The following is a 20,386-nucleotide window of genomic DNA, read 5'->3' as shown; positions in this document are numbered from 1 at the left end:
ACTATGAGGCGCCGCGATCTGAGCTAGCGGCGATCGTGAAGTGTTATGCGGCGCCGGGATTGTCGGCTTCGTCGTCGTCGTGTTCGTGGTGGAGGAGTTTTTCGGGGTGGTGGTAGGTGTTGGTGCGGGGTTGGCCGCGCTCGAGGTGGGGTGGTGGTTTCCATTCGGTGTCGCCGCGGGTGTTTTTGCGGGTGCTCCAGCCGCCGGGGTTGAGCATGCGGTGATGCGGGCCGCAGGCGAAGGTGAGCTGGTTGATGTCGGTGCTGTGACACTTGCTGTAGTCGGTGGTGTGGTGGACTTCGCAGTAGTAGCCCGAGACGGTGCAGCCCGGGGCGGTGCAGCCGCGGTCCTTGGCGTACAACACGATTCGCTGCCCCGGGGAAGCCAGCCGCTTGGTGTGATAGAGCGCCAGGGCCTTGCCCTTATCGAAGATCGCCAAGTAATGGTGGGCGTGGCGGGCCAGGCGGATCACCTCACTCATCGGCAGGATGGTGCCCCCGCCGGTCAGGGCTCGCCCGGCGGCGGCCTCCAACTCGGCCAGGGTGGTGGTGACGATGATGGAGGCCGGTAACCCGTTGTGCTGACCCAACTCCCCAGAGGCCAACAGCCCGCGCAGCGCCGCCAGCAGCGCGTCGTGGCCGCGCTGAGCAGCCGAGCGGGTATCACCGTCGATGGCCTCTTGGCTGGGCGTCCCCTCCACGCACGGGGTGTCGTCGAGCGGGTTGCACATGCCCGGGGCGCCGAGTTTGGCTTCCACGGCCTCCAGCGTGGCGCGTAGTTCGGGGGTGATCAGGCCCCGCAACTCCGACATGCCGTCGGCTTGTTGGCGGCCCAGGGTCACCCCGCGGCTACGGGCCCGGTCCTCATCGGTGAACAGACCGTCGGGATTGAGGCAATCTTCCAGGACGTGGGCCAGGCCGTCGAGTTCGTCGGGCCGGTGATACGCGGCGTGACCGGCCAGCTCGGCCTCGACCCGCTCGCGGGTGGCCGGGTCGATCCAGCCCGGCAGGCGACGAAAGAACCGGCGGATCACCGCCACATGGGCGGCGCCGAGTTCACCGCGGGCCTGGGCGGCGGCGGTGGCCGCCAACACCGGGGGCAAGGGTTCACCGGTCAGGCCGTGGCGCGGGCCCAGATCGGCGGCGTCTTTGACCCGCCGGGCGGCCTCGGTGTGGCTGATCCGCAGCCGGTCGGCGATCGCCTGATCCAGCGGGCCGCCGAGTTCGTGGATGCTGGCCTGGCGGGCCAGGTGATTGATCAACGCATGCTCAGCCACCGGCAGCCGGCGGCGCGCCCTTTCGCAGCGCTCCAACAGCGCCAGGCACTCCCGAGGAGCCAGCGCATCAAAACTCAGCCCCGCCACGCCCTCGATCGCGGCATCAAGCGCGTCGAAGGCCGCGCTGATCGCGTCCCGATCGATGATGCCGCCCGAACTCACACCGTCAACCTATCGAGGCCCACCGACACAAAACCCCGCATTGTGACCACAGAAACCACAGTGACACAAGGGAATTCAATATCCGTTTCCGATATCCGAAATCGTGTCGGCGGGAGCGCGGGCGGCTCGTGTCGCCGGGAGCGCGGGCGGCTCGGGGCGCGGGAGCGCGCACGGCCCGGGGCGCGGGAGCGCGCACGGCTCGGGGCACCGCCTCGGGCGGCCGAGAGCCGTCCTAGTCGCGCTGGGGCGGACGCGTCGCGTACACCCACGACAAGAACCGCGCCACGGCCTCCGCGGAACGGTGGGCCCGCGGGGAACTGAAGATGTCGAAAGCGTGTTGAGCGTGCGGCAATTCGGCGTAGGCGACCGGTGACTTGGACACCGCGCGCAGCTCCTCGACGAACTCCTGCGCCTCGCCCACCGGGATCAGCGAATCGTCGTGCCCGTGCAGGACGAAGAAGGGTGGCGCGTCGGCGCGCATCCGACGGATCGGTGAGGCGTCGACGTAGATGTCGCGGTGGGTGCTGAATTTCCGCTTGACGACGAACTTTTGGAGCAACTCCACGAATTCGCGCCGGCCCTCGCCCTCGGTGGAAAACCAGTCGTAGCGCCCGTACACCGGGACCGCGGCGACCACCGACGTGTCGGCCTCCTCGAAGCCCGGCTGGAACGCCGGGTCGTTGGGTGTCAGCGCCGCCAGCGAACACAGGTGGCCACCGGCCGAACCGCCCGTGATCGCCACGAAATTCGGATCCCCGCCGTAGCGGGAGATGTTCTCCTTCACCCAGGCCAGCGCGCGCTTGACGTCGACGATGTGGTCGGGCCAGGTGTGCCGCGGCGACACCCGGTAGCCGATGGACACGCACACCCAACCGCGCGCGGCCAGGTGGCTCATCAGCGGATAGGCCTGGGGCCGGCGCATTCCGATCACCCACGCGCCGCCGGGCACCTGCACCAGCACCGGCGCCTTGCCGTCGCGCGGTAGATCGTGGCGGCGCCAGATGTCGGCCAGATTGGCGCGGCCGTGCGGCCCGTAGGACACCACGTTCGTCTTCTCGACGTAGCGGCGCCGCGCCACCGTATTCCCCAGTGGCAGGGTGCGACGCCCGCTGCGGGTGGGCTTGGTCTGCGGCAGCTTGTCGAGCGCCTCTTCGTAGTCGTCGCCGAGTTGCTCGCGCAGCCCCGCCTCCAGCACCGGCCCGGGGGTCGTCACGCCGCGGTACTTGATCACCGCCAGGATGGCCCAGGAGGCCGCCGTCAGCGCCAGCGCCACCTTCCCGCGACGTCCCGCGAAGTCGCCGCGGCGCCCGCGCCGCAGCACGTCCAAAAGCGAAGCGGAGAAGTACACGCCCGGCACCTCGGACGCCGGCCACCCGAACCAGAACACCAGCACCGTGCTGTAGCCCTTGCGGGCCAGCGGCCGTAAACCGTTGGCGGCGTTGGCCAATTCCAGCGTGGCGCGCATCAGTGGCCTGGGCCTTCTGATCATCCGGGTGAACCGCATCAGCCGCCGACCCGTGCTCGCAGCTCCGCGCGCACGATCTTGCCCGTGCTGCTGCGGGGGAGTTCATCCAGGACCGCGATCTCGCGCGGCACCTTGTAGTTGGCGAGGTTGTCCCGCACGTGTTGCTTGAGGGCGTCGGGGGTGGCGCCGGCGCCCGGCTCCAGCACCACGAACGCCGCCAGCCGCTGGCCGTATTGTTCGTCGTCCACGCCGATTACCGCCGCCTCGGCCACGTCGGGATGTGCTGCGAGTGCCTTCTCCACCTCGATCGGGTAGACGTTCTCGCCGCCGGACACGATCATCTCGTCGTCGCGGCCGACGACGAACAGCCGGCCCGCGGAATCCAGATACCCGACGTCGCCCGACGACATGAATCCGGCGTGAAAGTCTTTCGTGCTGCCCGAGGTGTAGCCGTCGAACTGGGTGTTGTTGCGCACGTAGATGCTGCCGACCTCGCCGGCGGGCAGCTCGTTGAATTCCGGGTCCAGGATGCGGATTTCGGTTCCACCGGCGGGCCGGCCCGCGGTGTCGGGCGCCGCGCGCAGGTCGGCCGGCGTGGCGGTGGCGATCATGCCCGCCTCGGTGGCGTTGTAGTTGTTGTAGATCACGTCGCCGAACTCGTCCATGAACGCGGTGACGACGTCGGGGCGCATCCGCGAACCGGATGCCGCGGCGAACCGCAGGGACCGGCCGCTGTAGCGGCGCCGCACCTCGGCCGGCAGATCCATGATCCGGTCGAACATCACCGGCACCACCACCAGGCCGGTCGCCTTGTGCCGGTCGATAAGGTCCAGGGTGGCCTCCGGGTCGAATTTGCGCCGGGTGATCACCGGGCAGGCGAACGACGCCGCGAGCAGCAGCTGGGAAAAGCCCCAGGCGTGGAACATCGGCGCCACGATCACGATGGGCTCCTCCGCCCGCCACGGCGTGCGGTCCAGGATCGCCTTCAGCGTTCCGATTCCCGCGTTGCCGCCAGATTGCTTGGCGCCCTTGGGCGTTCCGGTGGTGCCGGAGGTGAGCAGGATCATCTTGCCCTTGCGCCCGGTGCGCTTGGGTTGAGCGCCTGCCCGGGCCGCGATCAGCCCCTCGACCGTGCGCTCATGCTCGGCATCGGTCCACGCCACGATGCGGGTCGCGTCAGGCGTGCCGGTCAGCGCGCGGTCCACCGTCTCGGTGAACTCCTCGTCGTAGATGACGGCGTCGACGCCCTCGCGGGTCACCACGTCGGCCAGCGCCGGCCCGGCGAACGACGTGTTGAGCAGCAGGATGTCCGAGCCGATCCGGTCGGCGGCCACCAACGCCTCGACGAAACCGCGGTGATTGCGGCACATGATCCCGATGACGCGGGGCTGGCCCGACGGCAACCCCTGCAGCGCCGCGGCGAGCGCGTTGCACCGCTCATCGAGTTCGCGCCAGGTCAGGCTGCCCCGCTCGTCGATCAGCCCGGGCCGATCCGGGCAGCGTTGGGCGGCGCTGGCGAACCCGGACGTCATGCCCATGCCTTCGCGGCGCATGGCCGCGGCGATCCGCACGTAGCGATCCGGGCGCATGGGCGCGATCAGTCCGGCGCGGCGCATGGTGCCGATCAGACCAAGGGTCTCGCTCAAAGGGTTTGGCATGACTCAGCCGAGGATCGGGAACCGGCGCTTGGCGGCGAGCTCGGTCAGCGCCTCCTGCATCACCGAGCGCACGTACTCGTCGACCTCGTCGATGTCGGGGTCCTCGCCGAACTTTCCGGCGATGTCGATCGGCTCCAGCACCCGGGTCACGATCTTGGTCGGCAGCGGCAGGTTGGGCGGGATGACCGCACTCAGGCCGAAGGGGAAACCGAACGAGACCGGCAGAATCGCGCTGCGCAGCAACCGTTTGATGCCCAGCCGCTCGGCCAGCCAGGTGCCGCGCGTCAGGTAGAGCTGCGTCTCCTGCCCGCCGATCGACACCGCGGGCACGATCGGGACGCCGGCGTCGATCGCGGTGCGGACGTAGCCCTTGCGTCCGTTGAAGTCGATGACGTTCTCCGACAGCGTGGGCCGGTAGGCGTCGTAGTCGCCGCCGGGGAACACGATCACGACCCCGCCGGACCGCAGCGCGACGGCCGCGTTCTCCCGATTGGCCCGGATGTATCCGGTACGCCGGAAGAAGTCCGCGGTGGGGCCCGTCATGAGGATGTCGTGGCTCAGCGTGTAGACCGGCCGGTCGTAGCCGAGCTTGTCGTAGAAGTGGGCGCTGAAGATCGGGACGTCCATCGGGAACATGCCGCCCGAGTGGTTACCGACCACCAGCGCGCCGCCGGGCGGGAACGAGTCCAGGCCGTGTACCTCCGACCGGAAGTACGTCTTCAAGACCGGGCGCATCACCGCCATCAGGCGCTGGGTCAAGACGGGGTCGAATTTGCCGATGTCCCCGCCATCGGCGTTGTCGCTGTCGGTCACGTTCCTCCCTTGACGCTCGCGCCGGGCCAGGTGCCGAGTCGAGTCCCTCGATGGTAGCGACCAAGGAAGCGCCGCCGTCATGGTGTTTCGGCATTTTCGCCCGCGTAAGCCGTTGAGTCGGCTGCGGTGCCGATACATTCGATGGGCCAGCTGGTTTTCCGACAGGAACGAGGCCGCCCATGGGATTCATGTCACCGGAGCTTCCGGACGTCGACCGCAGCACCTGGCCCACGTTGCCCCGGGCCACCCGGCTGCAAGTCGTGACCCGGCACTGGGCGGAACACGGCTTCGGCACGCCATACGCGGTGTATTTGCTCTACCTGCTCAAGATCGCCCTCTACGTCGCCGCCCCCGCCGCGATCATCTCGCTAACCCCCGGCCTGGGCGGTCTGGGCCGCATCGGCGACTGGTGGACGCAACCCATCGTCTACCAGAAGGTCGTCATCTTCACGCTGCTGTTCGAGGTCACCGGTCTCGGCTGCGGATCCGGGCCGCTGACCGGGCGGTTCATGCCACCAATCGGCGGCATCCTTTACTGGTTGCGACCCAACACAATTCGGCTCCCGGCCTGGCCCGGCAAGGTTCCGTTCACCCGCGGCGACACGCGCACCGCCTTCGACGTCGCGCTGTATGCCATCGTTCTGATCGGCGGGGTGTGGGCGCTGCTGTCGCCCGGTCACGGCGGGCCGGTCACCACCGCGGGCGATGTCGGCCTGATCGACCCCGTGCGGGTCATCCCGACGATCGTGGCGCTGGCCCTGTTGGGTCTACGCGACAAGACGGTCTTCCTGGCCGCCCGCGGCGAACACTATTGGCTGAAGCTGTTCGTGTTCTTCTTCCCGTTCACCGATCAGATCGCGGCCTGCAAGCTCATCATGCTCTGCTTGTGGTGGGGCGCAGCGGTTTCCAAGCTCAACCACCATTTCCCTTACGTGGTGGCGGTGATGACGAGCAACAACGCGCTGCTGCGAAGCCGGGTGTTCACCCCGCTGAAGCACCTGCTCTACCTCGACCACGTCAACGACCTGCGACCGTCGCTGCTGCCCAAGCTGATGGCCCACGTCGGCGGCACCACAGCGGAATTCGTGGTTCCGACGGTGCTGGTCTTCTTCGCCGCCGATCACCCGTGGCGATGGTTTCTGATCGGGTTCATGGTGCTGTTCCATCTCAACATCATTTCCAACCTCCCAATGGGAGTGCCCTTGGAATGGAACGTGTTCTTCATCTTCTCGCTGTTCTATCTGTTCGGGCATTACGGCGCGGTCCGGGCCACCGATCTTCGCTCGCCCGTGCTGCTCGCCCTCGTGATCCTCGCGGTGGTGGTGGTCATCGTGGGAAACATGTTCCCCGAAAAGATTTCGTTCCTTCCGGCAATGCGGTACTACGCCGGCAACTGGGCCACCAGCGTGTGGTGCTTTCGTGCGGGCGCCGAGGAGAAGATCGACGCCGACATCGTGAAGAGCTCCGCGCTCGTCGTCAATCAGCTGGCGAGGCTCTACGACCCGGAAACCGCCGAAATCTTGGCGGACAAGATCGCCGCCTTCCGCGCGATGCACGTGCATGGCCGGGCGCTCAACGGGCTGCTGCCGCGCGCGATCGACGACGAAGCCGACTACAAGATCCGTGAGGGCGAAATCGTTGCCGGGCCGCTCGTCGGGTGGAACTTCGGCGAGGGCCACCTGCACAACGAGCAACTTGTGGAGGCGGTGCAACGCCGCTGCCGCTTCGAGGACGGCGACCTGCGGGTCATCGTCCTGGAGGGTCAGCCCATCCACGTCCAACGGCAGTCGTATCCGCATCCTCGACGCCAAGACCGGCCTGATCGAGGCGGGCTACGTCGACGTCAAGGACATGCTGACCCGCCAGCCGTGGCCCGAGCCCGGCGATGACTGCCCCGTCCACGTCATTGATGACGCCCATGGCTAGGTCAGTCGTCGTCGGCGCCGGGCCCAACGGGCTGGCCGCCGCGATCCACCTCGCCCGCCACGGTGTCGACGTGCAGGTGCTGGAGGCCGGCGAGACGGTCGGCGGGGGAGCGCGCTCGGCCGAGCTGACGGTGCCCGGGGTGATCCACGACGTCTGCTCGGCTGCGCATCCGATGGCAGTGGGTTCACCGTTCTGGGAGGAGATCGACCTGCCGAGCTACGGGCTGACCTGGAAGTGGCCGGAGGTCGACTGCGCGCATCCGCTCGACGACGGCACCGCCGGGTTGCTGTACCGGTCGATCGACCGAACCGTGGCCGAAATGGGCGCCGACGGACGGCGGTGGCGGCTCGCGGTGGGCGATCTCGCCGCCGGCTTCGACGAGCTGTGCCAAGACCTGATGCGCCCGGTCCTGCATGTTCCGCACCACCCCATCCGGCTTGCTGCCTTCGGGCCGCGCGCGCTGTTGCCGGCGACCGTGCTGGCCCGCTGGTTTCGCACCGAGCGGGTGCGCGCGCTATACGGTGGCCAGGCCGCGCACGCTTACACCCGGCTCGACCGGCCGCTGACGGCCGCAATGGCGCTGATGTTCATGGCCAGCGGGCACCACTACGGCTGGCCGGTGGCTGCGGGCGGATCGGGTTCGATCATCGCGGCGCTAGCAGCCGTCCTGGCCGAACACGGCGCTGCGATCACCACCGGCGTCACAGTGACCAGCCGCAAAGACATTCCCGACGCCGACATCGTCATGCTCGACCTCACCCCGGCCGCGACGCTGCGGCTCTACGGCGACGCCATGCCCGGCCGCATCAAGCGCTCCTACCGGCGCTACCGCCAGGGGTCCTCGGCCTTCAAGGTCGACTACGCCATCGAGGGCCACATTCCCTGGACCAATCCCGACTGCGGTCACGCCGGCACCGTGCACCTGGGCGGGACATTCGCCGAGATCGCACACAGCGAACGCGAGCGGTCGCAAGGTCGGATGTACCGGCGGCCGTTCATCATCCTTGGGCAGCAGTACCTGGCCGACCCGTCGCGCTCGGCGGGCAATATCAACCCGATCTACGCCTTACGCCCACGTGCCGTTCGGCTACACCGGCGATGCCACCGAGATCATCACTGACCAGATCGAGCGCTTCGCGCCCGGATTCCGCGACCGCGTCGTCGCCACCGTCAGCAGGGGCACCGCCGATCTGCAGGCCTACAACCCCAACTTCATCGGCGGCGACATCATCGGCGGCGCCAACGACGGGCTCCAAGTGATCCTGCGGCCCCGCGTCTCCGTCAACCCGTACGCGACCGGTGTGCCGGGGGTATACCTGTGCTCGCAGTCCACCCCGCCCGGGGCCGGCATCCACGGACTGTGCGGCTACCACGCCGCCGAGGCGGCGCTGGGCTGGCTGCGCAAACGCCGCGGCGATTGACGGCGGAGCCCTCTCGACGAGATCGGCGTTCATACCGTGCCGCCGCCGTGTTATCGCGTTGTGCCGCCCAGCGGCACGTCGGCTCTCCACGGCTTGCCTACGCCGCCGTCTGAATCCCAGATCGATTGCCGGGCCATTCCCTTGCGTCTGGCCCTGCGGCGCATGCCCGCGCGGAGTACGTCCTGGACCGTCAACGGGCCATTATGGATCAACGAGATACCAGATCCTGTTGCGGGCGTTACGCGCTCCTCGGCAGAGCTGACGACCGAATGCGTCTCAGTGGCGTGCGTCATGTTCGTGCACCTTCCTGCTCGTGAAAGACAGTTGCTGTTTGGTTGGGGTCCTGCATTGCGTGCCGGGCCACCTCGAACGGTGTGCGGCTAGTCCGGATGGCGGATGGTCGCGCGCTTGAGCCGGCGATTGTTCATCGGATCGTGTGTCGACTTCTGGTGTTCAAGCTGCCGGCTCAATTCGCGCTTTGCATCGCACAGGGCACGGGTGATGTCCGGGTTTTCTGCGACTGCTACGAGCAGTGGATGGCCGGGAAGGGTTGTGCGCAACGTGATGCGCTGTTCCTTGCCGCCGCGGTCCTGCAGGGTGACTTCGATGTCCACATCTTTCGGATGCCATCTGCCTAGCTGCGCCTCAAGCGTGGACAACGTCTGTGTGACGTGTGGACGCTCCTTGGCGAGAAAGCCCGCGCCTACGTGAATCACATTCTCGCGGAAAGTGTTTCGCTTTGCGTGGTCAGAGTTCCTCATGGTGGCCCCATTTCGGGTATTAGGTATCGAGGGTGTTGATTTGAGCTGGTCGACGCGTGGCTGGACGAATGTCATGTTGGCCGGCGACCGAAACAGCCAAGCCCAGGGCGGTCACAATGCCGATCGTGAGAACCAAAGTGCGGTGTGCTGCGGCGAACGCATGAACGCCGATGACCAGTTTCCGGACTAGACCTCCAGTAAACGCCCTGTCAGACGGGTTGTCAACGCTGTTGGCCTACGGCGTGGGCCCTGAGGCCCTCATTCGAGGAAGTGAGCTATGCCGGCATTTCGTGGCGCGAGGCCCCGATCGGGCCAGCCCGCTTCGCCCCCTGCGAATTGCGTTGTGGCAGTGCCATTCATGGTGGGCTCCGGCTCGCTGGGGCGGGATAAACCTGCGCTCTGGCCGGCCTTTTCGTCGGCGGCGATTTTCAGTTCACCGACCACGTCTTCGATGCAGGTCGCGACCGATGCGACGTCATCGACGTTATCGGGGCACGCGACGATGCCAACAGCCAGAGTGGAGCTGTAGGACACGGCGGTGATGTTGAGATTCGAGCCCTCAAACAGCGGGGCCAGAGCGTGAATTCCGAGGACATGCGCCCCGGCGCAATAGATTTCGTCGCTGGGGCCCGGAACGTTGGAGGCGATGACATGAGCGACTGGCGAGTGGAACCGCGACAGTTGCAGACCGGTGTACACACCCATCACCCAGCCGATGACGACCGGTGGAACGAGGTCTATGACGTCGGCGAGATTGACGGGCCGCACTGCCCGTCGCCCGTCCTTGATCCTGGATGTCGCATCGTGAATGCTGGCCAACTGCTGTGCCGGGTCGGCCAGATCCACCGGCAATTTGACGACAACAGGCGACCAACTATTGGACGCGTCGCCGTCGACGCCGCGTGTCGAGATCGGCATCATGGTGCGCAGCGGATGACTGGGCACCGTGTCGTGGCTTGCCAACCATCTGCGCAGCGCCGATGTCGTTGCGGTCAAAAAAACATCGTTCACAGTGACATCGAACGCGGCGGCGATGGCGCGCACATCATCCATGGCCACCCCGGCGAACGCAACGGTCCGTCGCGCGGTGAGGGGGGCGTTCAGCAGCGTTCGCGGCGAACTGTCGTCCTCCTCGGAATCCGAACCGTCGGACCGTTGCGGTCCTGCACCCGGGAGGAGTTGGCGTACCGATCTCAACGCGGTTCCTATCGTCGACTTCACCGCGACGGGGCCCAGCCTGACGGCGATCCGAATGCCCACAGCGGTGTTGGCGGCGATCTCGTCGATCACGTCCCACACCCTGGTGGCCGCACCGGGCATCGTGGCCTCGGCCCGCTCTGGCGCCACCGCGAATTCAGCGTCGGCATCGACAGTCATCAGTTCGGGCAACATCGACGTCACTGCGCCCACACCGTCGGTGATGGCGTGGGAGAACTTGATCAACACCACTAGTCTGCCGTCGGCGAGACCCTGCACGACCCAGGCGTCCCACAGCGGGCGGTCGCGGTTCAACGGCTGCCCATGCAACTCGCCGATAAGGGTGGTCAGCTCTCGCATGGTGCCGGGTTCGGCCAGCCGCACACAATGCAGATGGCTTTGGACATCGAATGCGGGGTCCTCGATCCATGACGGCTGGCCCAACCCGAAGGGTTTGGTGAGCAGACGCTGCCGGAAACCCGGGATTGTCGCAGTGCGCTGAGCCAGCAGCTTGCAAATCGCGTCGGCGGTCACTGCGCCGTGCGCCTCGGGGTCGCAAAACAACACGGCCATGACGTGGGTGGGCATCACTGATGTTTCGCCGTGCAGCGTGACACCGTCAAGGCCGGTCAATCGTTTCATCATGCTGTTCCATCCGTATATCCGAGCTGTCAGCTCAAAGCTTGGCTCGCGGCTTTTGCGCCGCGCTCAGCAGCGACGGCCGAAACGCCTCGCCGCAGGGCAATTCGTGATACCCGGCACCGTCTGCCAATTCGTGCCGGCGGCACTTCGGTCAGCCCGCACTGTGCCCATCACCGTACGTCCACACCATCGACACGCGCTGGCGCACAATATCCCTCGCAACATGCCGCCAAGCCATACCGGGATCAGCAGGACGAAATGGATGCGCACCAACGGGAAGGCGTGCGGTCGCTGCGGTGCTGACGCCCAGCCGGACCGTTACTCAGCGCACCTTTTCGGGGATTGAGTTCAACGCAGCCAGGACATGCACGGCGAGTTTGACCGCCGCATCATTGCCCACCTTGGAGTGCGCGCTTATGGTGTCCGTGACGAGTTGGAGACGAATCTCGTAGGGAGTGCGAAACGTTGTGAGCGCTGCCATCGAATTTCCTTTGTAGTCGAGCATGTTCGCTCGCAACCGAGCTGCTCGATATCGATGAGCGTACGCCGATTCGCGGTCGCCGCGTGCGCGACGAGCACGCGGATCTTGGGTACGCCCGATTTGAAAGAACAAGATCTTCCGTTCCAGCACAGCGGCAGGTGGGGACGAAACGCCTAGCTGATCTCGTGCTACTTCCTCGCGCGTTTGCGGGCCGAGCGCCTTGGCGCTGGCACGGTGGCGGCCAGACCGATGAACAACACATCCAGAGCGCGGTCGAGTTCGGCTGCACCGTCGTAGTCGCCGAGCGCTGGGGCCAGCGCGCGCACCTGAGGGAACTCGGTGATCGCCAGTCGGTGCAACCCGAGGCGCAGCACATCATCGGACTCCTCGGGCCGCTCGACGACCTCCTGCAGCTCGGTGAGGATGTGGCCATATAGATAGCCGAAGAGCACCCGGTAAATATGTAGCGCGTCGACTCCGCTGAAGCCCACCGAAGTGAGCAGCGCGACGACGTCCTCCAGTGGCCGTAGCATGCCCGGGGGTCGCTGCCCCAGCGGCGTGGCTAGTGGCCGAGTCACCAATAGCGGCACCACATTCGGGTGCTCGAGGGCCAGTCGGCGAAAGTCATGCGCCACCGCGCGCAGCTGCTCGGCCCAGTCCGGGTCTGCCGTGTCCACCCGCAATTTGCCCAGCACAATCTCGGCGATGCCGTCGAGCAGCGCCGCCTTGTTCGGCACATGCCGATAAATCACCGTCGGGTCGCGACCCACCGCCTCACTCAGACGCCGCATCGACAATCCATCCACACCGTCACGGTCGACCAATCGCAAGGCGCACTGCAATACCACCGACCGGCTGACCATGCCGTGTTCTGGGCGGTTGGCGGCGGACGCGTCAAGTCCATCGCCGGCAGCTGTGGTTCGCTTCGGCACCGTGGACGTCCCTTCCTCCATGTGTTCTACGCGATTGCGGCGGCCCATCCTAACGCCGCTGGCCAACGTTGTTGACACCCGGCGTGGGGAGCGAGCGGGTGCAGGAGTCCGCGAGGGCTTCCAGCCGGAATTGCAGGCTCGACAGGGCGCGCCGGGCAGGCCGAAGCCGGTCTGGACCCGCAACCGCTCGGGTGATGTTGCGCACACGTTGTGGCGTCTACCGACGACCATCCTGCAAAGGCGATGGTCCACACTCTTACCGGCGCGCCAACCGAGCGTGTCGCTGATCTAGGCTGACCAGAGGCAGTGTCCGCGGACATGGAAAAGACATTGATGAAGACGGCTCAGGAAACACAGAGGAGAGACAAGTGACGGTCCGAGTAGGTATCAACGGCTTCGGTCGAATCGGGCGGAACTTCTACCGGGCCTTGCTGGCTCAACAGGAGCAAGGCACCGCTGACATCGAGGTGGTCGCGGTCAACGACCTCACCGATAACGCCAGCCTGGCGCACCTGCTGAAATTCGACTCCATCCTGGGCCGCCTGCCGCACGACGTCAGCCTCGAGGGTGACGACACCATCGTCGTCGGCAACGCCAAGATCAAGGCGCTGGAGGTCAAGGAGGGCCCGGCGGCGCTGCCCTGGGGCGACCTGGGCGTCGACGTCGTCGTCGAGTCCACCGGCATCTTCACCAACGCCGCCAAGGCCAAGGGCCACCTGGACGCCGGCGCCAAGAAGGTGATCATCTCCGCGCCGGCCACCGACGAGGACATCACCATCGTGCTCGGCGTCAACGACGACAAGTACGACGGCAGCCAGAACATCATCTCCAACGCCTCGTGCACCACGAACTGCCTGGGGCCGCTGGCCAAGGTGCTCAACGACGAGTTCGGCATCGTCAAGGGCCTGATGACCACCATCCACGCCTACACCCAGGACCAGAACCTGCAGGACGGCCCGCACAAGGACCTGCGCCGCGCCCGCGCCGCCGCCCTGAACATCGTGCCGACCTCCACCGGCGCGGCCAAGGCCATCGGCCTGGTGCTGCCCGAGCTGAAGGGCAAGCTCGACGGCTACGCGCTGCGCGTGCCGATCCCCACCGGCTCGGTCACCGACCTGACCGCCGAGCTGAAGAAGTCCGCCACCGCCGAGGAGATCAACGCGGCGATGAAGGCGGCCGCCGAGGGGCCGATGAAGGGCATCCTCAAGTACTACGACGCGCCGATCGTCTCGAGCGACATCGTCACCGACCCGCACAGCTCGATCTTCGATTCCGGGTTGACCAAGGTGATCGACGACCAGGCCAAGGTGGTGTCCTGGTACGACAACGAATGGGGCTACTCCAACCGCCTGGTGGACCTGGTCGCCCTGGTCGGCAAGTCGCTGTAACCCGTGGCCGTCCACACGCTCAAAGACCTTCTCGGCGAGGGGGTTTCGGGCCGAGGCGTGCTGGTGCGCTCGGACCTGAACGTGCCGCTCGATGACGGCAAGATCACCGACCCCGGGCGCATCACCGCCTCGGTGCCGACGCTGAAGGCGCTCGTCGAGGCGGGCGCCAAGGTGGTGGTCACCGCGCACCTCGGGCGTCCCAAGGACGGGCCGGACCCGAAGCTGTCGCTGGCGCCGGTCGCCGCGGCGCTCTCCGAGCAGCTGGGCCGCCACGTGCAGTTGGCCGGGGATGTCGTCGGCACCGACGCGCTGGCCCGCGCCGAGGGGCTGACCGACGGCGACGTCCTGCTACTGGAGAACATCCGCTTCGATGCCCGCGAGACCAGCAAGGACGACGCCGAGCGGCTCGCCCTCGCCCGCCAGCTCGCCGAATTGGTCGGGCCCACAGGCGCTTTCGTCTCCGACGGCTTCGGCGTGGTGCACCGCAAGCAGGCCTCCGTGTACGACATCGCGACCCTGCTGCCGCACTACGCCGGCACGCTGGTGGCCGAGGAGATCCAGGTGCTCCAGCAGCTGACCAGCTCCACCAAACGCCCCTACGCCGTGGTGCTCGGCGGGTCGAAGGTGTCCGACAAGCTCGGGGTCATCGAGTCGTTGGCCACCAAGGCCGACAGCATCGTCATCGGCGGCGGCATGTGCTTCACTTTCCTCGCCGCGCAAGGCTTTTCCGTCGGCAAGTCACTGCTGGAGACCGAGATGGTGGACACCTGCCGGCGGCTGCTGGACACCTACGTCGACGTGCTGCGGCTCCCGGTGGACATCGTGGTGGCCGACAAGTTCGCCGCCGACGCGACACCGCAGACCGTCGCCGCCGACGCCATCCCGGACGACCTGATGGGTCTGGACATCGGGCCCGGATCGGTCAAACGGTTCGCCACCTTGCTGTCCAACGCCGAGACCGTCTTCTGGAACGGGCCGATGGGCGTGTTCGAGTTCCCGGCGTTCGCCGCCGCCACCAAGGGCGTCGCCGAAGCGATCGCCACCGCGACCGGCAAGGGCGCCTTCAGCGTGGTCGGCGGCGGGGACTCGGCGGCGGCCGTGCGCGCGCTGGGCATCCCGGAAGGCGACTTCTCGCACATCTCCACCGGTGGGGGAGCGTCGCTGGAATACCTTGAGGGCAAGACGCTTCCGGGTGTCGAGGTACTGGACCGTCCGCAACCGACTGGAGACGCAGCGTGAGCCGCAAGCCACTGATCGCCGGCAACTGGAAGATGAACCTCAACCACTTCGAGGCGATCGCGCTGGTGCAAAAGATCGCGTTCGCGCTGCCGGACAAGTACTACGACAAGGTCGACGTCACGGTGCTGCCGCCGTTCACCGACCTGCGCAGCGTGCAGACCCTGGTCGACGGCGACAAGCTGCGGCTGACCTACGGCGGGCAGGACCTGTCCCAGCACGACGCCGGCGCCTACACCGGCGAGGTCAGCGGCGCCTTCCTGGCCAAGCTGGGCTGCACGTTCGTCGTCGTCGGGCACTCCGAGCGCAGGACGTACCACCACGAGGACGACACCGTCGTCGCCGCCAAGACCGCCGCGGCGCTCAAGCACGAACTGACCCCGATCGTCTGCATCGGCGAGCACCTCGAGGTGCGCGAGGCCGGAAACCACGTCATCCACTGCGAAGAGCAGCTGCGGGGGTCGCTGGCCGGGCTGTCCACCGAACAGATCGGCAAGGTCGTCATCGCCTACGAGCCGGTGTGGGCGATCGGCACCGGGCGGGTGGCCAGCGCCGCCGACGCCCAGGAGGTGTGCGCGGCGATCCGCAAGGAGTTGGCGTCGCTCGCCTCGCCCCAGGTCGCCGACTCGGTGCGGGTGCTCTACGGCGGCTCGGTCAACGCCAAGAACGTCGGCGAGCTCGTCGCCCAGGACGACATCGACGGCGGCCTGGTCGGCGGCGCGTCGCTGGACGGCGAGCAATTCGCCACGCTGGCGGCCATCGCCGCCGGTGGGCCTCTTCCGTGATGCGGCCAAGGCACCGGTAGGCTGGCCGTCATGCAGTTGGCTTTGCAGATCACCCTGGTCGTCACCAGCATCCTGGTGGTGCTGCTGGTGCTGCTGCACCGCGCCAAGGGTGGCGGCCTGTCCACGCTGTTCGGCGGTGGCGTCCAATCGAGCCTGTCCGGATCCACCGTGGTGGAAAAGAACCTGGACCGCCTGACGCTGTTCATCACCGGCATCTGGCTGGTGTGCATCATCGGCATGGCGCTGCTGATCAAGTACCACTGACGACCTGACCGCCCCGCGGCACGCCGATAGTGGGACGCATGGCTGACGCCTCCGAAGCCCCCGAGGACACCCTGGAACCGATCGGCGCCGTCCAGCGCACCCCGGTGGGGCGCGCGGCGACCGAGCCGATGCGGGCCGACATCCGGCTGCTGGGCGCCATCCTGGGCGACACGGTGCGCGAGCAGAACGGGCGCGAGGTGTTCGAGCTCGTCGAACGCGCCCGAGTGGAATCGTTCCGGGTGCGCCGCTCCGAGATCGACCGGGCGGAGCTGGCCCGGATGTTCTATCGCATCGACATCCACCAGGCCATCCCGGTCATCCGCGCCTTCAGTCACTTCGCGCTGCTGGCCAACGTCGCCGAAGACATCCACCGCGAGCGCCGCCGCGCTGTCCACGTCGCCGCCGGCGAACCACCGCCGGACAGCACCCTGGCCGCGACCTACGCCAAACTCGATGAGGCACAACTCGATTCGGACACGGTTGCCGACGCGTTGAAGGGCGCCGTGGTCGCTCCGGTGATCACCGCCCACCCCACCGAGACCCGCCGGCGCACCGTCTTCGTCACCCAGCACCGGATCAACGAGCTGATGCGGCTGCACGCCGAGGGGCACGCCGAGACCGACGACGGGCGCAACATCGAACTCGAGTTGCGCCGCCAGGTCCTCACGCTGTGGCAGACCGCGCTGATCCGGCTGTCCCGCCTGCAGATCACCGACGAGATCGAGGTGGGTCTGCGCTACTACGCCGCCGCGTTCTTCAAGGTGATCCCGCAGGTCAACGCCGAGGTCCGCGACACCCTGCGCGCCCGCTGGCCCGACGCCGACCTGTTCGACGAGCCGATGCTGCAGCCCGGCTCCTGGATCGGCGGGGACCGCGACGGCAATCCGAACGTGACGGCCGACGTGGTGCGCCAGGCCACCGGCAGCGCCGCGTTCACCGCGCTGGCGCACTACCTGGCCGAACTGACCGCGCTGGAGCAGGAGCTGTCGATGTCGGCGCGCCTGGTCTCGGTCACCCCCGCGCTGACTGAACTCGCCGGGGGCTGCGCGGAGAAGGCCCGCGCCGACGAACCGTACCGGCGGGCGGTGCGGGTGATCCGCGCCCGCCTCAGCGCGACGAGCGCGGCGATCCTGGACCGGACACCGCAGCAGGTGCTGGATCTGGGGCTGCCGCCGTACGAAACCCCGGCCGAACTGGGGGCCGATCTCGACACCATGGACGAGTCGCTGCGCGGCCACGGCAGCGCGCTGCTGGCCGACGACCGCCTGGCGCTGCTGCGAGAAGGCGTGCGGGTCTTCGGGTTCCACCTGTGCGGCCTGGACATGCGGCAGAACTCCGACGCGCACGAAGAGGTGATCTGCGAGCTGCTGGCGTGGGCCGGCGTGCACCCGGACTACCGTTCGCTGCCCGAAGACGAGCGCGTCGAGCTGTTGGCGGCCGAGCTGGGCACCCGCCGCCCGCTGGTGGCCGACGACGCGCAGCTGTCCGACCTGGCCCGCGGCGAGCTGGATGTGGTGCGCGCCGCCGCGCACGCCATCAAGCGCTACGGACCGTCCGCCGTCCCCAACTACGTGATCTCGATGTGCCGTTCGGTCTCCGACGTCCTCGAGGCCGCGATCCTGCTGAAAGAGGCGGGGCTGATCGACGCGTCCGGTCCCGAACCCTACTGCCCCGTGGGCATTTCCCCGCTGTTCGAAACCATCGACGATCTGCACAACGGCGCGACGATCCTGCACGCGATGCTGGAACTTCCGATCTACCGGGCGCTGGTGGCCGCGCGCGGCGAGACCCAGGAAGTGATGCTGGGTTACTCGGACTCCAACAAGGACGGCGGGTATTTGGCGTCCAGCTGGGCGGTGTACCGGGCCGAGCTGGCGCTGGTGGAAGTGGCGCGCAAAACCGGAATCCGGTTGCGGCTCTTCCACGGTCGCGGCGGCACCGTCGGGCGTGGCGGCGGGCCGAGCTACGAGGCGATCCTGGCGCAGCCGCCCGGCGCGGTGAACGGCTCGCTGCGGCTCACCGAGCAGGGCGAGGTGATCGCCGCCAAATACGCCGAACCGCGAGTGGCGCAACGCAATCTGGAAAGCCTGCTGGCCGCCACGCTGGAGTCCACGCTGCTGGACGTCGAGGGCCTGGGCGACGCCGCGGAACCGGCGTACGCGGTGCTCGACGAGGTGGCCGTGCTGGCCCAGCGGGCCTACGCCGAATTGGTGCACGACACACCGGGTTTCGTCGACTACTTCATGGCCTCCACCCCGGTCAGCGAGATCGGGTCGCTGAACATCGGCAGCCGGCCGACGTCCCGCAAACCCACCGAGTCGATCTCGGACCTGCGCGCCATCCCGTGGGTGCTGGCGTGGAGCCAGTCGCGGGTCATGCTGCCCGGCTGGTACGGCACCGGGTCGGCATTCGAGCAGTGGATCGCGGCGGGCCCGCAGAGCGAGGCCGAGCGGGTGAGCATCCTGCACGACTTGTACCAGCGCTGGCCGTTTTTCCGCAGCGTGCTGTCGAATCTGGCTCAGGTGCTGGCCAAAAGCGACCTCGGCCTGGCGGCCCGCTACGCCGAATTGGTCGACGACGAGGAATTACGGCGCCGGGTCTTCGGCAAGATCGTCGACGAGCACGGCCGAACCATCGCCATGCACAAGCTCATCACCGGGCAGGACAACCTGCTCGCGGACAACCCCGCGCTGGCGCGGTCGGTGTTCAATCGCTTCCCGTACCTCGAGCCGCTGAACCACCTCCAGGTGGAGTTGCTGCGCCGGTACCGCTCCGGCGACGACGACGAATTGGTGCAGCGCGGGATATTGCTGACGATGAACGGGCTGGCGAGCGCGTTGCGCAACAGCGGCTGACGACGCGCGTACTTCCCGCGCTGACCACCGGTGTTGCGGCACGCGGTGTCGGCGTCGTTATGGTTGAGTCGTGGCTTGCCTGCGCGGGCCGCGCACGCAGGGACGAACATCCAACGGGGGAGGTTGGCATTTGAAATCCATCACATTCGGTAAGACGGGGCTTGAGGTTTCCCGGTTGGCCTTCGGCACCTGGGCGTTCAGCAGCGACTGGGGCCAAGCCGATGAGGACGCCGCGATCACCATGATCCAACGCGCTCGTGACCTGGGGATCAACTTTTTCGATACCGCCCAGCAATACGGGTTCGGGGAATCCGAGCGCATTCTCGGCAAGGCCCTTCGCGACGATTTCGCGCGGGCCCGCGACGAGTTGGTGATCGCCACCAAAGGCGGGTTGCGCAAAACCGACACGGGACTGGTCCGCGACGCCAGCCGCGAGTACCTGCGCAGCGGTGTCGAGTCCAGCCTCCGCGCGCTGGGCGTGGATTACATCGACCTCTACCTGGTCCACTGGCCGGATCCCACGACTCCGGCGGCCGAGACGGGTGAAGCGCTCGCAGAACTGGTGTCGGAGGGCAAGATTCGGCACGTCGGTGTCTCGAACTACGACACGACCCAGATAGAGGAACTTTCGGCCACGCTTCCGGTGGAAGCGGTGCAGCCGCCGTACCACCTGTTTCGCCGTGACATCGAATCCGACCTGCTGCCCTATTGCCACGCCCACGACATCGGGGTGATGGTGTACGGACCGTTGGCGCACGGCCTGCTCACGGGAACCATGAAGCCAGACACCAGCTTTGCCGACGGCGACTGGCGCGGCAAGAGTCCGATCTTCACCGGCGAGGATTATCTGCGTAACCTCAAAGTCGTTGATGACCTGAGCCATTTGGCCATCGATCTCGGCGTCACGACGAGCCAGCTGGCCATCGCCTGGACGCTCGCGCAACCCGGCGTGCACACCGCCATCATGGGCGCGCAGCACGTCACCTACCTGCAGGACAGCGCCGGTGCGGCCGACGTCACGCTGACCGACGCGGACCTGGCCGCGATCGAGGACATCATGAAGTCGGCGACGCCGGTCGGCGGCCCGGCCCCCGAGATGCACGAGAAAAAGGCGAGCTGACCAG

The 20,386-nt window shown here is 67.3% G+C and carries 14 protein-coding genes and 2 pseudogenes; 8 read left to right on the top strand and 8 right to left on the bottom strand.

The window, feature by feature from the left end; all coding sequences use genetic code 11:
• Window positions 1-43 precede the first annotated feature (43 nt).
• The 4 genes from P6281_RS16240 to P6281_RS16225 all read right to left on the bottom strand — a co-directional run bounded on the left by P6281_RS16240 (window position 44) and on the right by P6281_RS16225 (window position 5,374).
• The gene (locus tag P6281_RS16240) at window positions 44-1,438 is read right to left on the bottom strand and encodes an HNH endonuclease signature motif containing protein (protein WP_324738430.1); all 1,395 of its coding nucleotides are present in this window, start codon (window positions 1,436-1,438) and stop codon (window positions 44-46) included.
• 232 nt (window positions 1,439-1,670) lie between these two features.
• Window positions 1,671-2,942 (bottom strand): alpha/beta hydrolase, encoded by a 1,272-nt coding sequence (locus tag P6281_RS16235; RefSeq protein ID WP_014385255.1) that lies wholly within the window; start codon window positions 2,940-2,942, stop codon window positions 1,671-1,673.
• The gene (fadD12, locus tag P6281_RS16230) at window positions 2,942-4,561 is read right to left on the bottom strand and encodes an acyl-CoA ligase FadD12 (protein WP_041785089.1); all 1,620 of its coding nucleotides are present in this window, start codon (window positions 4,559-4,561) and stop codon (window positions 2,942-2,944) included. The genes P6281_RS16235 and fadD12 overlap by 1 nt, the downstream gene beginning before the upstream one ends.
• 3 nt (window positions 4,562-4,564) lie before the next feature.
• Window positions 4,565-5,374 carry a lysophospholipid acyltransferase family protein gene (locus tag P6281_RS16225; protein WP_014380467.1) on the bottom strand — a complete coding sequence of 270 codons (810 nt, stop codon included), beginning with the start codon at window positions 5,372-5,374 and terminating at the stop codon, window positions 4,565-4,567.
• Window positions 5,375-5,553: 179 nt separating this feature from the next.
• Between P6281_RS16225 and P6281_RS16220 the strand changes: the two are divergent.
• Window positions 5,554-7,300 (top strand): annotated as a pseudogene (locus P6281_RS16220) (DUF3556 domain-containing protein).
• A pseudogene (locus P6281_RS16215) lies at window positions 7,293-8,721 on the top strand (phytoene desaturase family protein). Before P6281_RS16220 ends, P6281_RS16215 begins: the two co-directional pseudogenes overlap by 8 nt.
• A gap of 380 nt (window positions 8,722-9,101) precedes the next feature.
• Here P6281_RS16215 and P6281_RS16210 read toward each other — a convergent pair.
• The 4 genes from P6281_RS16210 to P6281_RS16195 all read right to left on the bottom strand — a co-directional run bounded on the left by P6281_RS16210 (window position 9,102) and on the right by P6281_RS16195 (window position 12,782).
• Window positions 9,102-9,482 (bottom strand): HPF/RaiA family ribosome-associated protein, encoded by a 381-nt coding sequence (locus tag P6281_RS16210; RefSeq protein ID WP_225332077.1) that lies wholly within the window; start codon window positions 9,480-9,482, stop codon window positions 9,102-9,104.
• 258 nt (window positions 9,483-9,740) lie between these two features.
• Window positions 9,741-11,321 (bottom strand): wax ester/triacylglycerol synthase family O-acyltransferase, encoded by a 1,581-nt coding sequence (locus tag P6281_RS16205; RefSeq protein ID WP_237394370.1) that lies wholly within the window; start codon window positions 11,319-11,321, stop codon window positions 9,741-9,743.
• A 322-nt stretch (window positions 11,322-11,643) separates the two neighbouring features.
• On the bottom strand, window positions 11,644-11,826 hold the full coding sequence (locus P6281_RS16200; RefSeq protein WP_009951901.1) for a DUF6307 family protein: 183 nt from the start codon (window positions 11,824-11,826) through the stop codon (window positions 11,644-11,646).
• A gap of 164 nt (window positions 11,827-11,990) precedes the next feature.
• Window positions 11,991-12,782: a TetR/AcrR family transcriptional regulator gene (locus P6281_RS16195; protein WP_014380463.1), complete on the bottom strand. Its 792-nt coding sequence runs from the start codon at window positions 12,780-12,782 to the stop codon at window positions 11,991-11,993.
• Window positions 12,783-13,102: 320 nt separating this feature from the next.
• Here P6281_RS16195 and gap point away from each other — a divergent pair, with 320 nt between their 5' ends.
• The 6 genes from gap (at window position 13,103) to P6281_RS16165 (ending at window position 20,382) form a co-directional block, all read left to right on the top strand.
• A complete protein-coding gene (gene gap, locus P6281_RS16190; protein ID WP_009951905.1) occupies window positions 13,103-14,122 on the top strand; it encodes a type I glyceraldehyde-3-phosphate dehydrogenase in 1,020 nt (339 codons plus the stop codon).
• Between the two features lie 3 nt (window positions 14,123-14,125).
• On the top strand, window positions 14,126-15,361 hold the full coding sequence (locus P6281_RS16185; protein ID WP_324738429.1) for a phosphoglycerate kinase: 1,236 nt from the start codon (window positions 14,126-14,128) through the stop codon (window positions 15,359-15,361).
• On the top strand, window positions 15,358-16,143 hold the full coding sequence (gene tpiA, locus P6281_RS16180; protein ID WP_009951908.1) for a triose-phosphate isomerase: 786 nt from the start codon (window positions 15,358-15,360) through the stop codon (window positions 16,141-16,143). Before P6281_RS16185 ends, tpiA begins: the two co-directional genes overlap by 4 nt.
• Window positions 16,144-16,173: 30 nt before the next feature.
• On the top strand, window positions 16,174-16,407 hold the full coding sequence (gene secG / locus P6281_RS16175) for a preprotein translocase subunit SecG (protein WP_008258126.1): 234 nt from the start codon (window positions 16,174-16,176) through the stop codon (window positions 16,405-16,407).
• A gap of 38 nt (window positions 16,408-16,445) precedes the next feature.
• Window positions 16,446-19,262: a phosphoenolpyruvate carboxylase gene (gene ppc, locus P6281_RS16170; RefSeq protein WP_014385247.1), complete on the top strand. Its 2,817-nt coding sequence runs from the start codon at window positions 16,446-16,448 to the stop codon at window positions 19,260-19,262.
• A gap of 130 nt (window positions 19,263-19,392) precedes the next feature.
• Window positions 19,393-20,382 carry an aldo/keto reductase gene (locus tag P6281_RS16165; RefSeq protein ID WP_009951912.1) on the top strand — a complete coding sequence of 330 codons (990 nt, stop codon included), beginning with the start codon at window positions 19,393-19,395 and terminating at the stop codon, window positions 20,380-20,382.
• Window positions 20,383-20,386: the final 4 nt, after the last annotated feature.

This window comes from Mycobacterium sp. 5-140-3-2 (genome assembly GCF_035666375.1).
GTDB lineage: Bacteria > Actinomycetota > Actinomycetes > Mycobacteriales > Mycobacteriaceae > Mycobacterium > Mycobacterium intracellulare.
This window is presented reverse-complemented; position numbering and strand designations above follow the sequence as displayed.

Excerpts from the sequence above, each read along its gene's own strand:
- P6281_RS16205 (WP_237394370.1), bottom strand. The coding sequence starts at position 11,321 with ATGAAACGATTGACCGGCCTTGACGGTGTCACGCTGCACGGCGAAACA.
- secG (WP_008258126.1), top strand. The coding sequence starts at position 16,174 with ATGCAGTTGGCTTTGCAGATCACCCTGGTCGTCACCAGCATCCTGGTG.
- fadD12 (WP_041785089.1), bottom strand. The coding sequence starts at position 4,561 with ATGCCAAACCCTTTGAGCGAGACCCTTGGTCTGATCGGCACCATGCGC.
- P6281_RS16200 (WP_009951901.1), bottom strand. The coding sequence starts at position 11,826 with ATGCTCGACTACAAAGGAAATTCGATGGCAGCGCTCACAACGTTTCGC.
- P6281_RS16210 (WP_225332077.1), bottom strand. The coding sequence starts at position 9,482 with ATGAGGAACTCTGACCACGCAAAGCGAAACACTTTCCGCGAGAATGTG.
- P6281_RS16235 (WP_014385255.1), bottom strand. The coding sequence starts at position 2,942 with ATGCGGTTCACCCGGATGATCAGAAGGCCCAGGCCACTGATGCGCGCC.
- ppc (WP_014385247.1), top strand. The coding sequence starts at position 16,446 with ATGGCTGACGCCTCCGAAGCCCCCGAGGACACCCTGGAACCGATCGGC.
- P6281_RS16195 (WP_014380463.1), bottom strand. The coding sequence starts at position 12,782 with ATGGGCCGCCGCAATCGCGTAGAACACATGGAGGAAGGGACGTCCACG.